This is a genomic window from Wolbachia endosymbiont (group B) of Sphaerophoria taeniata (assembly GCF_947179355.1).
Taxonomy (GTDB): Bacteria; Pseudomonadota; Alphaproteobacteria; order Rickettsiales; family Anaplasmataceae; genus Wolbachia.
The window spans coordinates 388,870-407,085 of sequence record NZ_CAMXAW010000003.1 but is presented as its reverse complement, the minus strand read 5'-3'; the positions used below and the strand labels follow the sequence as shown (position 1 = coordinate 407,085).

At 34.0% G+C, this 18,216-nt stretch carries 18 protein-coding genes and 2 pseudogenes; 7 read left to right on the top strand and 13 right to left on the bottom strand.

Features of this window, described 5'->3' with window-relative positions:
* Positions 1–170 precede the first annotated feature (170 nt).
* The 5 genes from tnpC to trmD all read right to left on the bottom strand — a co-directional run bounded on the left by tnpC (position 171) and on the right by trmD (position 5,052).
* A complete protein-coding gene (gene tnpC / locus ONG75_RS05875; protein ID WP_264375454.1) occupies positions 171–1,553 on the bottom strand; it encodes an IS66 family transposase in 1,383 nt (460 codons plus the stop codon).
* A 125-nt stretch (positions 1,554–1,678) separates the two neighbouring features.
* The gene (locus tag ONG75_RS05870) at positions 1,679–2,476 is read right to left on the bottom strand and encodes a phosphoribosylformylglycinamidine synthase subunit PurQ (protein WP_064085770.1); all 798 of its coding nucleotides are present in this window, start codon (positions 2,474–2,476) and stop codon (positions 1,679–1,681) included.
* Positions 2,473–3,726: a PstA family ABC transporter permease gene (locus ONG75_RS05865; protein WP_264375998.1), complete on the bottom strand. Its 1,254-nt coding sequence runs from the start codon at positions 3,724–3,726 to the stop codon at positions 2,473–2,475. Before ONG75_RS05865 ends, ONG75_RS05870 begins: the two co-directional genes overlap by 4 nt.
* Before the next feature lie 253 nt (positions 3,727–3,979).
* Entirely contained in the window at positions 3,980–4,357 is a 378-nt protein-coding gene (rplS, locus tag ONG75_RS05860) for a 50S ribosomal protein L19 (protein ID WP_007302278.1), read from the bottom strand.
* Positions 4,354–5,052: a tRNA (guanosine(37)-N1)-methyltransferase TrmD gene (trmD, locus tag ONG75_RS05855; protein ID WP_010403659.1), complete on the bottom strand. Its 699-nt coding sequence runs from the start codon at positions 5,050–5,052 to the stop codon at positions 4,354–4,356. Before trmD ends, rplS begins: the two co-directional genes overlap by 4 nt.
* Positions 5,053–5,126: 74 nt before the next feature.
* On the opposite strand from trmD, the gene purC reads away from it, so the two are divergent.
* On the top strand, positions 5,127–5,849 hold the full coding sequence (gene purC, locus ONG75_RS05850) for a phosphoribosylaminoimidazolesuccinocarboxamide synthase (protein ID WP_010403657.1): 723 nt from the start codon (positions 5,127–5,129) through the stop codon (positions 5,847–5,849).
* On the opposite strand, the gene purM is transcribed toward purC, so the two are convergent.
* A complete protein-coding gene (purM, locus tag ONG75_RS05845; RefSeq protein ID WP_264375997.1) occupies positions 5,846–6,883 on the bottom strand; it encodes a phosphoribosylformylglycinamidine cyclo-ligase in 1,038 nt (345 codons plus the stop codon). The genes purC and purM overlap by 4 nt on opposite strands.
* A 137-nt stretch (positions 6,884–7,020) precedes the next feature.
* Between purM and ONG75_RS05840 the strand changes: the two genes are divergently transcribed.
* The 3 genes from ONG75_RS05840 (at position 7,021) to virB9 (ending at position 8,760) form a co-directional block, all read left to right on the top strand.
* The gene (locus ONG75_RS05840; protein WP_012481935.1) at positions 7,021–7,296 is read left to right on the top strand and encodes a hypothetical protein; all 276 of its coding nucleotides are present in this window, start codon (positions 7,021–7,023) and stop codon (positions 7,294–7,296) included.
* Positions 7,281–7,646, top strand: coding sequence for a histidine phosphotransferase family protein (locus ONG75_RS05835; protein WP_264376179.1), 366 nt, complete (start codon positions 7,281–7,283; stop codon positions 7,644–7,646). Before ONG75_RS05840 ends, ONG75_RS05835 begins: the two co-directional genes overlap by 16 nt.
* A 328-nt stretch (positions 7,647–7,974) precedes the next feature.
* Positions 7,975–8,760: a P-type conjugative transfer protein VirB9 gene (gene virB9, locus ONG75_RS05830; RefSeq protein WP_264375996.1), complete on the top strand. Its 786-nt coding sequence runs from the start codon at positions 7,975–7,977 to the stop codon at positions 8,758–8,760.
* 7 nt (positions 8,761–8,767) lie between these two features.
* Here the strand turns inward: virB9 and ONG75_RS05825 are convergent, their stop codons facing one another.
* Entirely contained in the window at positions 8,768–9,361 is a 594-nt protein-coding gene (locus ONG75_RS05825) for a ribonuclease HII (RefSeq protein ID WP_007302272.1), read from the bottom strand.
* 5 nt (positions 9,362–9,366) lie between these two features.
* The gene (gene mraY, locus ONG75_RS05820; RefSeq protein ID WP_264375220.1) at positions 9,367–10,347 is read right to left on the bottom strand and encodes a phospho-N-acetylmuramoyl-pentapeptide-transferase; all 981 of its coding nucleotides are present in this window, start codon (positions 10,345–10,347) and stop codon (positions 9,367–9,369) included.
* 157 nt (positions 10,348–10,504) lie between these two features.
* On the opposite strand from mraY, the gene ONG75_RS05815 reads away from it, so the two are divergent.
* Positions 10,505–11,482 (top strand): hypothetical protein, encoded by a 978-nt coding sequence (locus tag ONG75_RS05815; RefSeq protein ID WP_264375995.1) that lies wholly within the window; start codon positions 10,505–10,507, stop codon positions 11,480–11,482.
* A gap of 68 nt (positions 11,483–11,550) precedes the next feature.
* Positions 11,551–12,114, top strand: a complete 564-nt coding sequence (locus ONG75_RS05810) for a DNA-3-methyladenine glycosylase (protein ID WP_010403621.1) — start codon at positions 11,551–11,553, stop codon at positions 12,112–12,114.
* Positions 12,115–12,314: 200 nt separating this feature from the next.
* Here ONG75_RS05810 and ONG75_RS05805 read toward each other — a convergent pair.
* Together ONG75_RS05805 and ONG75_RS05800 are read right to left on the bottom strand one after the other, a co-directional pair.
* Positions 12,315–12,542 (bottom strand): annotated as a pseudogene (locus tag ONG75_RS05805) (helix-turn-helix domain-containing protein); the annotation flags it as partial.
* Between the two features lie 149 nt (positions 12,543–12,691).
* Positions 12,692–13,711, bottom strand: coding sequence for an Mrp/NBP35 family ATP-binding protein (locus ONG75_RS05800; protein ID WP_264375994.1), 1,020 nt, complete (start codon positions 13,709–13,711; stop codon positions 12,692–12,694).
* A gap of 79 nt (positions 13,712–13,790) precedes the next feature.
* Here ONG75_RS05800 and ONG75_RS05795 point away from each other — a divergent pair, with 79 nt between their 5' ends.
* A complete protein-coding gene (locus ONG75_RS05795; RefSeq protein WP_264375993.1) occupies positions 13,791–15,161 on the top strand; it encodes a WD_0033/WD_0034 family tandem repeat-containing protein in 1,371 nt (456 codons plus the stop codon).
* A gap of 79 nt (positions 15,162–15,240) precedes the next feature.
* Here ONG75_RS05795 and ONG75_RS05790 read toward each other — a convergent pair.
* The 3 genes and pseudogenes from ONG75_RS05790 to ONG75_RS05780 all read right to left on the bottom strand — a co-directional run.
* Positions 15,241–15,622: pseudogene (locus tag ONG75_RS05790) on the bottom strand (IS4-like element ISWosp8 family transposase); the annotation flags it as partial.
* A gap of 284 nt (positions 15,623–15,906) precedes the next feature.
* Entirely contained in the window at positions 15,907–17,661 is a 1,755-nt protein-coding gene (locus ONG75_RS05785) for a reverse transcriptase domain-containing protein (RefSeq protein ID WP_214303292.1), read from the bottom strand.
* Between the two features lie 255 nt (positions 17,662–17,916).
* On the bottom strand, positions 17,917–18,048 hold the full coding sequence (locus tag ONG75_RS05780; RefSeq protein WP_255521118.1) for a hypothetical protein: 132 nt from the start codon (positions 18,046–18,048) through the stop codon (positions 17,917–17,919).
* Positions 18,049–18,216: the final 168 nt, after the last annotated feature.

Below are 18,216 nucleotides of genomic sequence, written 5' to 3'. Positions count from 1 at the left end.
ACAGACACCATTTTACAGCATTTTAAATTTGTCCTGTGCAATGTTTGTACAGTTGCGATAAAAATTACTTGACAAATTTTGACAGCTTTGTTATTTTGATAGTGAAGATATTCTAGAGCTCGAAATCTATCTTCGTCTGCAGACTTTTCGTATCCGTTCAGGAGAGTGGTTTAAGAAACAATAGATAAGAGGTTTTGGAAAGGATTGAGACCCCTTTGTTTCCATGTTAAGTATAACGAAATTATCCGTTCAAGGAATGCATTTCCCCGCTTTGATTGTGTAAAATACGAATTTTTGCGGTAAACGACATAATGCCGTATCTGCTGTTCAGCATGGTTGTTTGTCAGCGGAATGTTTTTTGGGTCATCTAAAAAATTCCACATCATTCTTTCAGATTTCAAAATATTTTTCGCAACTCGAGAGGCTCCAATTGCTTCAGGTAAGTAGGATATTTCCTTCAAGTAATACCTTGTACGTTTTCGCAACTTTCTGGCACGTCTGGCAAATCTAAAAACATCTATCTCATTTTTTAGCAAAGCCTTTTTTAGTGCAAATAATTCAGTAGCTACATTTCTTAAGTAACAGCCAAGAACTTTGACTTCAATATTCCAACTATGCGCTAATCTTTCAAAATCCCTTGCTAAGTGTGCCCAGCAGATTTGCCTTTTTTCATCAGCAAAGTAATTGTATACTGCGTACCTGTCGGTTACCACTAAGCTATTATGATTGCAGCATGCGTTATTTTTTAAAACTTTCATTCCTCTTGACTCTGTCAACTTCACAAAACTTGCCGTATTGCTTGCAAACATCCAACACCAAGCGAGTTTACCTTTGTTATAATGGCTCGTTTCATCAATATGTAGAACTTTACTCCTACTTATCTCTTGTTCGATCTGCTCATACATTTTTTTGCATTTTGAAGCAACTCTATGTTCACTATTTGATATGCTAACGACGCTTATGTTCAAATTGAAGATATCATTTACGACACTCGCTATTTCGCGTTTTGAATTTTTGTAGAATCCGCTGAACGCTGCAATTATTGACTTAACCCTTGGACCAAATGTATCTGACGTAACACCTTCTGGTAACTTACTGCTTCTTCTTTTTCCGCATCTCCGGCAACGACCATGCTCCATCTGATATTCCACTACATAAGGCCTAATTTCCGGAAGATCAACTTTTTGATGAATGTACGGTCCATTGCATATTGCAATCCCTCCTCCGCATTCACAAGTAGATGACAACTTTACTTTTATCACCTCATCTGCATCCATTTTGGCGCGAAAACTTCCTTTATGACCAACCTGACCACCAACGTTTCTGTCGCTCTTTGGCTTGTCCTTTTTTATTTTGTACAACTCTCTAGAGCTTGGTAGAGATGAATTTTTCGAGTTTAAACCAAGCCTTTCCTTTAATTCAGCGTTCTCTATCTTTAAAGCCTTGTTCTCTGCTTTTAAACTTTCATTCTCCCTTTCCAGCTTTTCTATTTTTGCTTCTAACTTTTCTATTTTTTGCTGTAAATTTTTGCAAAGCTCTAAAAGGTTTACCACATTACCTCACTTTTGCTCTATGATTATCTTTTTAGATCACCTTGTCTACCTTATTCTGCCACTCCGCTGAACGGATACCTCCTGAACGGATACAAAAACTTGTTGTATGTAACGTATTGTAATACTTACGCAAAATATTTTAGTGCATTCTCAAATATGAGCATTCCATCACCATATTTTGGCATAGCCACTCCTGAACGTTTACATTTTTCTTTTTCAAGAGGCCAGTTGTCCTGCTGAGTAAAAAATATTCCTCTCTCTGGGTGAGGCATTAAAGCTAAAACTCTACCACTTTTGTCTGACAAAGCTGCCAGGTCGTATATAGATCCGTTTGGATTGTAAGGAAATTGTAAATTTGCATAGTCACCATTTTCATCAACGTAACGCAGTGCAACGGAATTATTTTCAATCAATTGATTTAAAATATCTTGATCCATAAAAAACCTGCCTTCTCCATGAGCAACAGGAAGATATAGCTCACTCAGGCCCCGTAGCCAAACAGAACTACTCTGCGGATTAACTCTCACTCTAATCCAACGACATTGGTAATTACCTATATCATTAGAGGTTAAAGCTAGATTAGAGAATTCTGGAACTAATTTTACTAATATCTGGCAACCATTACATATCCCTATAATAAGCTTATCCTGAGATAAGAAATTTTGAAATTCGTCTAACAAGTTGTTTTTTATACGTAAAGCAAATGCATTACCAGCACCAGTATCATCACCATAGGAAAAACCTCCTGGAATTGCAAGTATATTGCTTAATTTCAGTTCACTTGGATTATCTATAATATCATTAATGTGAACGATTTTTACTTCAATATTATTAATACCAAGCTTTCTGCTGCATTCCATAAATGCAAATGCAGTTTCTTTTTCGCAATTTAAGCCATAACCAGATAGGATTGTAATTTTCATGAATCAAAAAACTCGAACTTTCTTTTTACAAAATTTGCTATTAAATTCAAAGCAAATAGCATTAACAATAAAGCTATAATTGCAATGGCAGCAAGCTCAATAAATGCAATTTCAGGACTACTTGACCATATGTATATTTGTACAGGTAAAACAGTTGCCGGATCGAAGAAGGATGTAGGTGTATCAGCAATAAATGCTACCATGCCTATCATAAGTAAAGGGGAAGATTCGCCTAAAATCCTTGCAATTGCAAGCACTGCACCATGTATTATCCGTGGCAACGCAATCGGTAAAGAGTGATCCAATATCACCTTGATGTGAGGTGCACCTAGCGCAAACGCTGCATCTTTTATTGCAATAGGAACGTTTGTAAAGGCATTTTTTGTTGCAATAATAATATTAGGCAGCATCATAAATGAAAGAGTCATCCCGCCAACAAGCGGTGAAGAACGGGGTAAACCAAATATGCCCAAGTAGAGAGTCAGTCCTACCACACCAAATATTATCGAAGGCACTGCAGCAAGGTTATTCATGCTAATTTCTACAATACTGGTTATTAGCCTATTTCTAAGCATAAATTCATAAAGACAGATACCTGACATAATTCCTATTGGCAATGCCAACGCTAAGCATACTATAATTGTCATTAATGAACCGATAAATGCCCCTAAAATCCCTGCATTCTCAGGCTCACAAGAATCAGACTTAAGAAACAGAGACTTATTAAAAAATTTTCTTACTCTTCCCTTCTCTTTTAACCAATCAAGTAATTTAGCATAATGATCATTCAAACATTTATTTTTATATAGTGAATTGATCACACTCGATGCGGTAAACCAAATCTCATATTCACCACTATCTTTTACTTTCTTACGAAAAAATTTCTCTAGTTCTTTGTAAGAATTACGACTTAAAATTTCGTCACTGTCTTTAAAGTCAATTCCTTCAAACACTTTATGTAAAGAGTTATTGAGTAGTCTAATGGACTTATATCGTAAATCACCAGGATTATTAGTTAAAATAAGATCAGCATTTATTTCAACTGGCAATAAAATTTTCGTTACTGTTAAAGCACTGTAAGAGTTAACTAATATACTTAGTAATATACATATAGGACACCCAATTGAGACAATCAGTGCTGTAAAAGAGCAAAAGCATAAAATGCTGTTCTTTTTATTTTTTCTTTTTACACGAGCATGTACGCGCTTAGATTGAAGTAACTTAAGGAAGTTTTTCTTTATTATACCCATTTACTTTTCTTTACATGAGGATTTGAAAAGACTTTCCCCTTTTTCCAGTGCTTGACACTGAGATCTAACAGGCTTTGCCTGCAAATAATTTTTATATTTTCCATGAAAGCACAAACCAAAAGGAGAATCTGGATCCCAGTGTCAAACATTGGGATGACACCACAGCAGGAGGCAAAGTACAGTTGTGCGCCACACACTGGGATAATAAGAGAGAGTTTTGAGATGATACAATTGACATCACTCCCTATTGTATCTACTTAGATTTTTTTTTAACATAAGTAGTACGTTCTTTGATCCTTGCAGCTTTCCCAAATAGCTTGCACAGATAATATAATTTTGCTCTACGGACCTTTCCCTTTCTCATCACTTGTACTGAAATTAATGCAGGAGAGTAAACAAAAAATTGTGATACTATACTTTCTCCATGACTTACCTTTCTAACTGAAAAAGAAGAGTGTAATCCACGATTTCTTTTTGATATACATACGCCCTCAAATATCTGTATACGCTCACCCGTACTATCAACTACCTTAAAAGTGACCTTCAAATCATCGCCAGGACAAAAAGCTGGCATCTCTTTGGCTAACCTTTGTATTTGTTGTTCGTTAAATTTTTCAAGTAAGTTTGTCATTTATCATCTCCATTCAACAATTCAGGTCGACGTTCCTTTGTTCTAACATATGACTGTTCCCTTCTCCAATCACTTATTTTTCTGTGATTGCCAGACAACAGAACCTTAGGAACTTTGTACCTACTCCACTGCTCAGGCCTAGTATATTGAGGATATTCAAGCATACCACCACTATAACTAAAACTTTCTTCAGCAACGCTATCGAAATTATTTACTACACCTGGAAGAAGCCTAATACATGCATCAAGAACCACCATTGCAGCTGGCTCACCTCCCGAAAGTATATAATCTCCAATACTTAACTCATAAGGAGTATACACATCAATTACTCTTTGGTCAACACCTTCAAATCGACCACACAATATTGTTACATGAGGAATTTCTGTTAGCTCCTTTGCAATGCTCTGATTAAATTTTGTACCAGATGGAGTCATATAAATAAATCTAGTATTTTTATGAGCAGAAAGCACATTATCAACTGCATTACCAATCACATCTGGGCGCATAACCATCCCTGCTCCACCTCCATATGGAACATCATCTATAGTTGAATGTTTATCTTTAGCAAAAGAACGAATATTTACTATTTCAAGATTCCATATTTTTTTTTCCAACGCTCTTCCAGCAAGAGAATAGTTCAAAAATCCGGGGAACATTTCTGGAAATATGGTTAATATTGTAACATTGAACGCCATTAAGGTTTATTTTAAGTTATTTGGGGCTATACTCTAAGAACAGTAAATTGATATGATACATAGTTAAATTAAATATGTCACTGAATAAAACGATATACGAAGGTAAAGCCAAAGTCATTATTGAAACTGAAGACTCATCAACTGTTATACAGTACTTTAAAGATGATGTTACAGCGTTCAACAAGAAAAAATATGAAATTATTGAGGGCAAAGGAATAATTAATAATCATGTTAGTGCTTTTATCATGGAAAAGCTTGAAGAAGCAGGAATTAGCACGCACTTTATAAACACTCTAAACGAAAGAGAACAGCTAGTCAAAAAACTCAAGATAATACCTCTTGAGATAGTGGTTAGAAACATTGCAGCTGGCAGCTTTTGCAAACGTTTTAATATCAAAGAAGGTGAGACACTTACATCTCCTATAATCGAGTTTTTTTACAAAAATGATGACCTAGCCGACCCAATGGTGAATGAAAATCACATACTATATTTTGGTTGGTTATCCCATAAAGAAATGGAAGAAGTTAAAACTACAACTTTAAAGATCAACAAAATCTTAGTCGACCTATTTTCAAATGCAAATATATATTTAGTTGATCTCAAGTTAGAATTTGGCAAATTGATAAACAACAGCACTAAAATCATTTTAGCCGATGAAATCAGCCCTGATAATTGTAGGCTATGGGATAAAAATACGCATAAAAAGCTAGACAAAGATGTTTTCCGTTTAAATCTAGGAAACTTAAAGGAAGCATACTCAGAAGTTGCAAAAAGACTGTCAGTAAAGTTAGACTAACTAAATACTATTCTATCAAGTGGAGGGTTACATGCCTCATCAAGTTTTCCAATAATCTCAATTTTTTCTCCACGCTTTTGGAAATGGCTTTCCACATCCTTCATATTATCGGGATCTACAATCAGTACTATACCTATGCCGCAATTAAATGTTTTTAACATTTCTCTCTTTTCTATTTTGCCTTCTTCTTTCAGCCATAAAAATATATCTGGCCATTTCCAAGAATTAATATTTATGTCTACAAATAAATTTCCTGAGAGAATTCTTGGAATATTGTCTATTAACCCGCCACCTGTTATATGCGCAATGCCTTTTACCTTTGGCATAATAGGCAACAAAGAATCAACATATATCTTTGTTGGCTTAAGTAATATTTCACCCCAAGATTTATTATTCCATGGAGATATATCATTATAATTTATACCTAAGCTTTTAAAAATATGGCGCACCAAAGAAAATCCATTTGAGTGAATTCCATTTGATTCTAAACCAACTACACAGTCACCTGCTTTCATTATACTACAATTTGGAAGAATTTGCTTTCGATCAACAACACCAACCACAAACCCTGCAAGGTCATAGTGATTGTTACCATACATTCCAGGCATTTCTGCAGTTTCTCCACCAACTAATGCTATTTTAGATTCCTTGCACCCTTCTGCAATGCCCTGGATTACAGACAATAAAACGTTTTTGTTTAAAACGCCTGTTGCAAAGTAATCAAGGAAAAATAAAGGTGTTGCTCCTTGTGCAAGTAAATCATTTACACACATTGCAACTAAGTCTATACCTATAGTATCATGCTTATTCACCTCTTGAGCTATTAATAGTTTTGTGCCCACTCCATCAGTTGAGGAAACAAGTACTGGATGGTCGTATTTCTTACTCAGCGAAGAAAAGTCAAACAATGCAGAAAATGATCCTACTTCACTAATTACTTCTTCTCCTTTAGTCTTTTCAATAATAGGTTTAACTTTTTTTATTAGTTCATTATATAGTTTAAGGTCTATTCCAGATTTAGCATAAGTATTCATAACGCCTTCATAAATCTTATAATTATTAATACTACATTAATGCTTTGACACAAAAAGCGCAACGAAACTTTCTCTTAAATTGACTACTACATGCCTACCAATATAGGGTTAACTTAAATCATTTATACTTTTATCCAATGAATAAAAACATAATGTTAATAACAGAGTGCCTATCAGGACGAATTCTTCATGATTTTGCTAGTTCTATGCAAGGAATAGTGGGTGGATTGGAAGAGCTTGAAGAAAACAACCCTAATATGCAAAACGAAGCATTGTCATTGCTTAAAGAAAGCTCCGATGATTTAATATATAAATATAAAGTTATGAAGCAAGCGTATTCTCATTCATCAGATAATTGCAGCTTTGTTAAGACTAAATCCAATATAGAAAATTATTTATTAAAAAAAAAGTAAAGCTTCAGTGGAGAGTAAGTGAATGTCCTACAGAAAACTTAGTTGAAAAAATAAATAAGATAATTTCCAATATGGTGATAACTATAATCAGTGCAGTGGCACAAATTGAATTAGTGTCTATTTTACTGACTAAAACAGAAGATAAAACACTACTCACTATAAAAGTAGTAAATGAACATAAATCAATAAGTACATTATTAGTGAGCAAATTAACAAAAAAAAATGATATTCGTTTGGATACAAAAGACATTATTATCTATATGACTTCTTTACTGTTAGAACAGTATAACACTAAAATCAATTGCACTTGTGAAAGTAATTCACTGAATATAGGCTTAACTATAACTTGAGGTGGCTTCATATTTCATAAAAAGGAATCGATACTATAAATTTGAATCTTGGATAAGGAAAGGAAAAATTTTGTGGAGTAACTTAGACATAAAATCTGTAGTTAATTTCTTTGCAGGGAGTGTTAAATAAACTGTGTCAAACCGAGAAGTAAAAATAAAATAGAAACAAAAAATGGAGGTTTGACACAGTTTATTTAACACTCCCCTTTTTCCTGCAGTAATGAATTATTATGAAGCTTGCATTTTCTGTCGCTTACTACTGGGATAGCTTAACAGTTGCAGTGCATGTCTATCAATGATAAAATGAAGATCAGTTTATTTTGATACTATGATTAGGTTACTGTTTGTTGCGCTATTATTTTTTTGTGGTGGTTATGCACTTGCAAAACAGGAACCAAGACCAATAGCTGGTGATAACCACATAAAGGTAATGAATTATAATCCACAGGCTATACATAAGTACACGGGCTTTTATGGTTATCAATCCAGCATATTGTTTGAGCCAGGGGAGGTAATAGAGAGTCTTTCAATGGGTGATGCAACCGGTTGGCAACTCCTTCCTCAAGGTAATAGATTATTTATTAAGCCTATAGATGATATTGCCGATACTAATGCAACTATAATTACCAATAAAAGAGTTTATTATTTCGAATTTCATGCTGAAGAAGCAAACGGGCTAGATGATCCAAGGTTAGCATATGAAGTAAGGTTTCTTTATCCACTGTTCAACAGTGATGAAATTTATTCAACGAGTAACGGTGATATTCTAGAGCAAGCTAGTCATACCACTATCCCTGATATAAGTGATATTGAGGTTATAAAGAAAGGCTTGAATTTTAACTATTCCATCTCGCACGTTAAAGGCAGTCAATCAATAATACCAATTAAGGTTTTTGATGACGGAAAATTTACATATCTACAATTTAATAAAATAAACTCTGATTTCCCGGCAGTTTTTATGGTTGATTCTGCAGGATATGAATCCTTGATAAATTTTCGTACAGTTGATGACTACCTGATAATTGAAAGAGTAAGCTCGGTATTTACCTTAAGAAACGGATCAAGCACAGTCTGCCTGTTTAATGAAAACATACCTTTCAAAAAAGGTAAGTGATTAAAGGCTATAGTATTCTTATAGGTGCAAAATTCTTTCTATGGTGCTTCGTAATTCCATGAAGGCCAATAGCGCTGAGGTGTTCTTTTGTTCCATATCCCTTATTTTTATACCAATTATATTGAGGATGTTTATTATGCAATTCTTCCATAAGCCGATCTCTTGTAACTTTTGCAACGATTGAAGCAGCTGCGATTGATATACTTAAGCTATCACCATTCACTATAGATTTTACTTGCCATTTTACTTCAGGTGGTTGATTACCATCAACTAGCACATAATCTAGTTCTAGATTCAAGTTTGCCAACGCACGTTTCATTGAAAGCTTTGTTGCTTGCAAAATATTGTATGAGTTTATTTCTTCTACGCTTGCCATTCCTATACCAAATTTTGCAACAGACGTTATTTTTTCGTATAGAACTTGCCTACACTTAGGGGTTAGCTTTTTTGAGTCGTTTATTCCATCAATAACCGTATCTCTATCAGTAAATATTACAGCTGCAGATATCACTGGACCGGCAAGCGGACCTCTTCCTACTTCATCTACTCCTGCTATAATTCCTGATAATGTATTTTCTAATGAAAAGTCTGGATATTTCATAATTCCTATAATAAGAAAGTTAAAGCAAAAATCGAACAAGCAATAGAAATTATCCAAAATTTTATAACTATTGTATTTTCTGACCACCCTTTCTTTTCAAAGTGATGATGTATTGGTGTCATAAGGAAAATTCTTCTTCCTGCTCCATATCTAAATTTTGTATATTTAAAATATGATACCTGAATAATCACAGATAAAGTCTCTATTACAAAGATTATTCCAATAACGGCAAAAAGCATTTCTTTTTTAATTAGAACACTAGTGAGTCCTAAAGCTGCACCGATTGATAGGCTTCCAACATCACCCATAAATATTTTTGCTGGATGTGTGTTAAACCACAAGAAACTTAAAATAGCTCCTATAAATGCAATGCAGAATAAAGTAATGTTTACATCTGTCTGAGTGATGTATGCAATTAGCCCCAAAAAAGCAAAGGAAGTAATGGCTTGAGTTGCAGCAAGGCCATCTAGGCCATCTGTAAGATTCACAGCATTAGAAGAGCCGACAATTACAAATGCAGCAAACGGAAGATATAGATAGCCAAGGTCGATTGCTACTTCTCTAAATAGAGAAATTTTTGTAAAACCTTCAGCAGATTGTAGCTTAAGTATAAACATACAGACCAGAGTAACGACAAACTGAATAAGTATTTTGGTTTTTGCACTTAAACCTCGGTGGTGATTTGTCTTCAATTTTAAATAGTCATCAATAAATCCAAGTAGAGCAAAAAATAGAGTTATAAATACCAGCAATGAAATTTCTGGTGTTAATTGAGTCCAAAGCAGGATTGGTAATAAAGCAGAAGTTAGTATTATTATTCCACCCATAGGTGGTATATTCTTTTTTGTTATTAAATGACTTTCTGGTCCATATGATCTGATTGGTTGTCCATCTTTACTTATCTTTTTTAGAAGTTTTATAAAATAGGGAAAGAGAATAAACCCAAAAATAAATGAGATAAAAAACGTCTTTGTAGATGAGATCACCTGCCTATTCAAAATTAACTAGATATTATACCAAAAGCTTTACCTAATCTCAATTTATACCTTTTTATCAGCTTATTTTATTTGGAGTAAATTTAGTTATTGATTAGTTATAGCAAAGTTTGCATACTGATATTTAGTTAATGGTAAGAGGTAGCATATGTTAGATTATATTAAAAAGCTTTTTTGGGCTACTACAGTACCTGATAATGAGAGTAGAGTTAAAAATTCTTACACGCATATAGTAGAGAAACCTTCTTTTGGTGATGCAGCTTCAAAGTTGAGTAAGGAAGAAAGGTCAGAAGAGCATCTTGTTCTTCTAAAAGGTAAAGGCAATAGCTCTGGTACAACTGTAACAGAAGGATCGTCTAGTATTCAGAATGCAGTATCAGGCAAGAACAAGCGTGAATATATTAAATTAGACAGTGATGAAGAATGGGATAAATTCTTTAAGTTACAGAATGATCCAGACACTAATACTACAAACAAAGAACCTTTTTCTCCGAAGAAAGGAGAATCTCACTATCATGGTAAAGAGATTGTAGGCAAGATTGCTGACCAAATTAAGGCAGAGATATCGAAGGTATATACCATAGAGTCCATAATGATAAAAGAAGGCAAAAGGGAAGGTAATATTGTTTACCCCACCGTGAGAGTTGTGCTACATGCCAATAAAGAAGGAGTAGATATAGCTAAACTTCTAGGCGGTAGTATATGTAAAGAGTATGGTGTAAGAACAATTACATTTTGTCATCCTAATCAAGAAAAAAAGAGAGGGGCATGTTGCTATATTAATAATGATAGTGATAATGAGGAAAGAGTTTATGAAATAATTAGTGGGTTATATGAAATGACTTTAAAGTGGTATGTTGATGGAAGAGAATGCAAAATTAAAGTTAACATTGATGGTAATAATGGTGTAACTCTCCTTGAAGGCAACGGTGTTACTGCAGAGCAGTTGCGTGCAAATAAAGAAGTCAAAATAGGTAAGAGACGTGAACCAAAATCTTTATATGAAGCGTTAGTACCGCAATTGCAACAAAAGAGCTCTGAATCAGTCAAGGTTTTACAGCAGCCTTCAACAGATGTAACAAATGTGACAACAACACCAACTTCTACTTCTCAGAGATGCTCTTGACTAAATAAATAAGAAAAAGCAAAAATAGTATAACTTGCTTACAAATGTAAGTAACTTGTACTTCTATGATGAATAACACAATATTACCAAGAAATTTCTATGAACGGCCAACTTTAACCGTAGCTGGGGAGCTGCTAGGGAAGATTCTGAAATTTTCTAATTTTAGTGGAATAATAACTGAAGTTGAAGCGTATATAGGAATGGATGACCCAGCTTGTCATGCAGCAAGAGGCTATACTAATCGAACCTCAGTAATGTTTGGTACGCCAGGGTTTTCGTACGTATATTTTATATATGGAATGTACTATTGTCTAAATATTGTAACAGAAGCAGAAGGATTCCCAGCAGCAGTGTTAATACGAGGATTAAAGCTCACTGAACCGCTTGAAGCAAATTTAGGCGGGCCAGGCATACTGTGCAAAAAATTAAACATTACAAAAGAACATAATAAACAAGACCTTACTATAAGTCATGAATTTTGTCTCTATGAATATCACCTCAAACCAGATTATGTGTGCACTCCAAGAATCGGAATTAGTAAAGGCAAGGAGAAATTTTGGCGATTTAAAAGTTGCGTTTTAGCAGAAATGCCTAAAATCACACTCAACAATAAATATAGACCTCCTGCATAAACTAGATAAAAAGGCAAATAGCCTTTTATGTTTACCAACAATAGACTTCTTGGATAACCTAAGGATATTTTTTAATCTTCTATGGGGGAGTTAAACATTCCCTTTTTATAAAACTTTTGCATACTCCTATTTAACTTTAATAGCTCTTTATCTTCCTGAAATCTGGATGTTTTATCAATGCATCTTCTATTCAGCCGTTAGCAAGAACTTTCACTTATTCCATAGCTTTGCACTATATGGAAATATGTACGGTATTTACACAAATATTCGAGTGCTATTAATAAATATATTTGGTTTTCCTCCTCTTGCCTTTTTCTTGGCCTCTTCCTCTATTAAAATTTCTATTATTTTTCCAATGTTTTTCTTTTTACTCCTCTTAGTCTTCGAAGCTTCTCTTCATCAAGTTTACTTACCTGCTCAAAATTTATACCTTCCCTAATATTGCTTCTACTACTTGTTTCTTAAGTTATCCAAGAAGTCTATTGTCTGTTCAGATACGAGGTAGCTGCTGCCATTTGAAATATTTTATTCACCTAAAATTACATTCTACCTATTTTAAAAGTAGTTTAAAAAAACTTTATAGACTGCATACAAAAGACCTAACATCTTTAGCAATGCCTTCATAAATCCTTACTAAATCCTCACTTAGTATTGAAGGATTTCCACAATCAGAAGCACTACATATTTGCGGATCTAGAGGAACTCTGCTCAAGAGTTTGACTCCCAGCTCTTCAGACATTTTTTTTGCACCACCTTTTCCAAATATGTGTATTTTTGAATTATTTTGAACAAAATAGCTCATATTTTCCACAATGCCGATAATTGGCACGCTGAGCTTTGTGAACATATCATAAATTTTTTGTGCATCGACTAAAGCAAGCTCCTGTGGAGTTGAAACTATTATTGCTCCAGTTAAACTAAAATTCTCCATCAGACTTAAATGTACATCGCCAGTGCCAGGCGGTGTATCAATGATTAAATATTCTATATCAGACCACCTTGTTCCCATTAGCAAATTGTAAAGTGCTTTTGTGATCATAGGTCCACGCCATATTACTGCGCGGTCCTTATCAATAAAATAGCCAATTGAAATAGTATAGAGACCATGTTTCTCTATAGGAATTGCTTTACCACTCTGTATTTCTGGTTTTAATTTCTCAGTGCCCAACATTTTAGGAATCGAAGGACCATATATATCTGCATCAACTAGCGCAACTTTATGTTTTAATTCTGCTAACGAAAGAGCTAGATTTAGTGCAACTGTCGACTTACCCACACCTCCTTTACCAGAAGCAACGACAATTATATTTTTCACTCCTTCGATATGAAGTTTAGCTTTTTGTTGCCTAGCTTGTTTTTGACCAGTAGCAACTACAGTAACCTTTCCTACTCCCGGTATCGCCTTAACAGCTTGCTCACAATTTTTTCTTAATTCTTCATTTGGCTCAGTAACTTCAAGAGCAAAAGCAACATCTTTACCCTTAATAACAATTGAGGATACTACACCAACATTCTTAACACTTTTCTTCTCTATAACCTTTTTTAGGCTCTCTCTTACGATTTCCTCATTAACCTGTGTAAATTTTTTCCAGAACATATGATGAAATTTTTTCTATTGGTGTATACTAACATAGAATAATTAAACTGCACTGACTTTAAAGCGAGGTTACAAGAATATGCTAAATGATAACAACTTAACACAAGCACAACGAAATTTGCATTTAAAGTTGAAAAAGGTAATATCAAATGGTGAGGAAATTGGTAATATCTTGAAAAGAGCCTCAGAGAATGATTTACTAAAAGTTCTTACAATAGGATATACTAAACGATTTCCAAGAGGTGGGGAACGCACTTTAACACTACTTAGCCTCGCCATATTCAAATGTAATAACGAATGCGTTAATTCTATTTTAATACATTCTCAAAATAACGGTACACTGCAAGAGATTATTAATACTGAAAATATTATAAACTATCAAGATGGTCTGATGTACACCTTAACATCGCTTGGCTTTGCTATACATTACAATAAGCCAAGATATATTAATGATATTTTAACAAAAGCCCAGGACAGTGGAATACTACAAGATATTCTTGCTGCTAGAAATATTGTACAGTATTTCAATACTAAGGAGTATGCTTTAACACCACTCAGTTTCTCTATATATAAAGGTAATAAAGAATGTATCAGTTCTATTTTAGAAAAAGCTCAAAATAATGATATGCTGCAAGGCGTTTTTATTGCTGAAAATATTTTACAGTTTTCAGATGGTCTGACGCATATTTTAACACCAATTAGCTTTGCCATATATGAAAATAATAAGGAATGTTGTAACTACATTTCAACAATGATTCAAAATAATGTTGTATCGCAAGATATTCTGAATAATTGGACATACATTTTAACATTGCTTGGCCTTGCTATATATAGAAATAACAATGAATATGTTAATTCTATTTTAAGACAAGCTCAAAATAATGGTAAGCTGCAAGAAGTTCTTACTGCTAATAAAAATACTATGTGTTCTCCAGATGGTTGGACGTACAACTTAACATCACTTGGCTTTGCTATACATGAAGGTAATCATGCACATATTAATTCGATTTTAACTCAGGCCCAAAATAGTGGTATATTGCAAAATGTTCTTGCTGCTAAAAATACTGTATATTCTCCAGATGGTTGGACGTACAACTTAACATCACTTGGCTTTGCTATACATGAAGGTAATCATGCACATATTAATTCGATTTTAACTCAGGCTCAAAATAGCGGTATATTGCAAGAGATTCTGACTACTGAAAATACTATAAACTATAAAGACGGTCGGACGTACAGCTTAATACCACTTGGCATTGCTATATATAAAGGTAATATTGAATGTATTAATTTTATTCTAGCACAAATTAATGATATGCCGCAATACATCATCTATGCTGCCTTTCAACCAACTGCAGCGATTAATGAAAGGAATACTAGGATTAGTAGTGCATTAGATAATGTATCTATTTCTTCTAGGTATGTTAGAGAAAATAGCAAAGTCAATTAATTTCTTAAGTCACTCTTTCTTGCAAGTACTACTTTTTTATGTATCTGTTCAGGCAATGGCGTTAACTTAAGAGAATAAATTAGCAAGCTCTCCTAAAGACATTATGACGTTTAGGCTTATCTACTTTATTGCGGCTATACAATCTTCACGTTAACTTTAGTGCGTATTTTAAAAAGGGCTTGAAAGTTTTTTGGTGCTAATAAGCACCTGATAAAGTTTCTGTCTCATTACACCAAATAAAACTGAAAAATTTAAACGATACTTAGCAATTTGATCTGGGTTCCAAGGCTCTTGTGCATCACACATATGAAGTATTGCACATGACCAAGTTTGCACAAAATTCTTGTTTCTAAATTTATCCCAGAAAAATTCTCTAATTCTCCTTCTACTTTGAGTCGTTTATAGCACTCCTCTATGTGACACCTTAATAGATAAGCTTTACTGATATCTTCTTTATTGAAATAAAATAGAAACCAAAGGTCCTATTTTTCACAGTATTTTACTCCTTAACATCTTTCCTTAAGTTGACGCTATTGGGTTTTGTTGCATCGCTATCTACGATGAATAAAAGATAAAATGTAGAATATCAATAGCTTATTATTCTAGCATTTATAGTAAGGACAGTCAGTAAATATCTAAATTTAAGTAAAGTTATCTAAGTGGGAAAAGTCGCCTCTCCCCACTCGACTTCAGAACCGTACGTGAGACTTTCGCCTCATACGGCTCCTCTATAATTTGGTGCTTGTCATGCACACTTTCTATGTAATTCATCGTGACAATGTCCATGTAACAAGGATAAATTCTTTTTCATATTATTACGTCTGTTTCGGTCAATATGATGTGTTTCTAAGATATCATCATTTTTAAACCAAAGTTGACAATGACCACATTTACCTTGTTGTAACTTCAACAATTTTATTACTCTTGGTAGTTTATCTGGTATCTTCCTTAAACGATTACCCCAATAAACCCAATCGCCATCATATGGAGACTTGGTTCCTTTCACTTTGACATGCCTTTTAATAGCATGATCTCCGTGCTTAATAAGAAGAACTTTGTTATTTGTCATAAATCGCCAATTATCGTTTTTATACTTTTTAAAGTATTTATTTTTAATCCAGTATTTTCCTTTGGTTGGGTGCCTGTAGACTGCCCACTTCCAGATGTTTCTAAACATTACACTGTCAATAAACCTAAAGGTCTTGTTTGACACAACCGAAGAATAATATTTGCTCCACCCTCTAGTAATTGGGTTAAGCTGTCTTATTACTGTTTCTTGTGTTGATCCTCTTAATCCTCTAATCTTATGTTTTATAGTGAGTGTATGCTGTTTTCTGGATTCACGACTTGGTTTGACTAATAATTTATAACCCCTCTTATTATTTTTCGTAGAGTAATGCCTTATTGAGAAACCAAGAAAATTAAATCCTGGCTTTTCTCCATTTTGAGTATGAGAAATCTTTGTTTTTGAAGGTTTCAATTCTAGTCCAATGGTTTTGAGCCATTCTTCAACTATCATTTTTGCCTTCAGAATGATTTCCTTACTCTCATGTATGATGATAAAGTCATCTGCGTAGAAAATTACACTTAATGAGCTTTTTGCTTCTCTACTGCTTGCAACACCACATTTCATCTTCCTATATTGAAGAAGTTCACTCCATAACGTTTCTTTGATATATTGTTCTAATCCATTTAATGCAACACAAGCAAGTAACGGTGAGATCGTCCCTCCTTGAATTGTACCACGTTTTGTGGATTCAAATTTTCTGTTTTCCATTACTCCAGCTCTTAACCATCCTTTTATAATTCTTCTAAAGGTTGGTGTAGTGTTAAGTTTTTCCAACAGAGCATTTTGATTAATATTATCAAAACATCCAGAAATATCAGCATCTAAACAGTACGCTGTTTTCCAATTCAGTGAATTAAATATGGCTTCAATAGCATCATGACATGACCTACCAGGTCTAAAACCATACATGTTCGGTTCAAATCCTACCTCCCACTCTGGCTCTAGTGCCATTTTCATAAGTGTTTCTTTTGCCCTATCTGAGATAGTAAGTATACCAAGAGGGCGATATTCTATTGGTTTTCCAGGTTTTGGAATCCAAACACGTTTTGATGGTTTCGCTTTTTCTCTAACATTTAAAGAATATGCTAATTGCAATCTTTCTTTATGATTAAGATTTGCTTTTCCATCAATACCTGCAGTTTTCTTCCCTCTGTTATCTTGAGTTACTTTTCTGACAGCAAGTAGTTTTGCACTTATTGAATTGAGTAATAATCTTTGAAGTTTATGTACCTTCTTCTTATCATTACATATTGCAGCTTGGTAAATTCGCTTTTGTAGCTTAAATACAAATTTCTCAACTTTACGCCAAGGAATTGTATTCCATTCATACCTAACAAATTGTTGGTCTATAACATATTTACTACTATTCACCACTTTACCTTCCAAATTATAGTGTCCACGTCTGCATATCCCAAATATTACTTTGGGCATTAGCTTCTTGGACAATCCCTCCAATGTAAGTGCTTATGGCTGGCTGCCTACTTACATTCAAATGAATATAAGAGCACCTATATGGTTATCCCGTTTCACGATTTTGTTTCGTGTTAGACTTAGGTTCTTACTTTTTACCGGAAGCTGAGAACATCTATAATCAAAGACATCTAACTTTAATTCCTCGTATGCTTCATACCATTTTGGTCTATGCGTAAAACAACCTTAATTTCGCATATTCAATATAACGACAATTCAATCATAAGTTTCTCTCGTAACCATATCTAACTCTGTTTGCAGGAGTTTGCTATAAGGTTTAGCATTACCTGCTTTTATCTCATGCTTGCATCCTAAAGGTTGCCATTCTTTAAAATGTGAGACATACATTATCCCTGATGTCTAGGGAAGATGGAATCTAACCATCACAAAATCGCAACTTCGGGTCGCACAGAAGTTTTACTATCATTCACTAATCTAGCTAGAATTCAAGAATTTCAATGCTTTAGCTATTTTAAGTAGAATTAAATTTATAGCCCTTCCCATAATAGTCCAAAA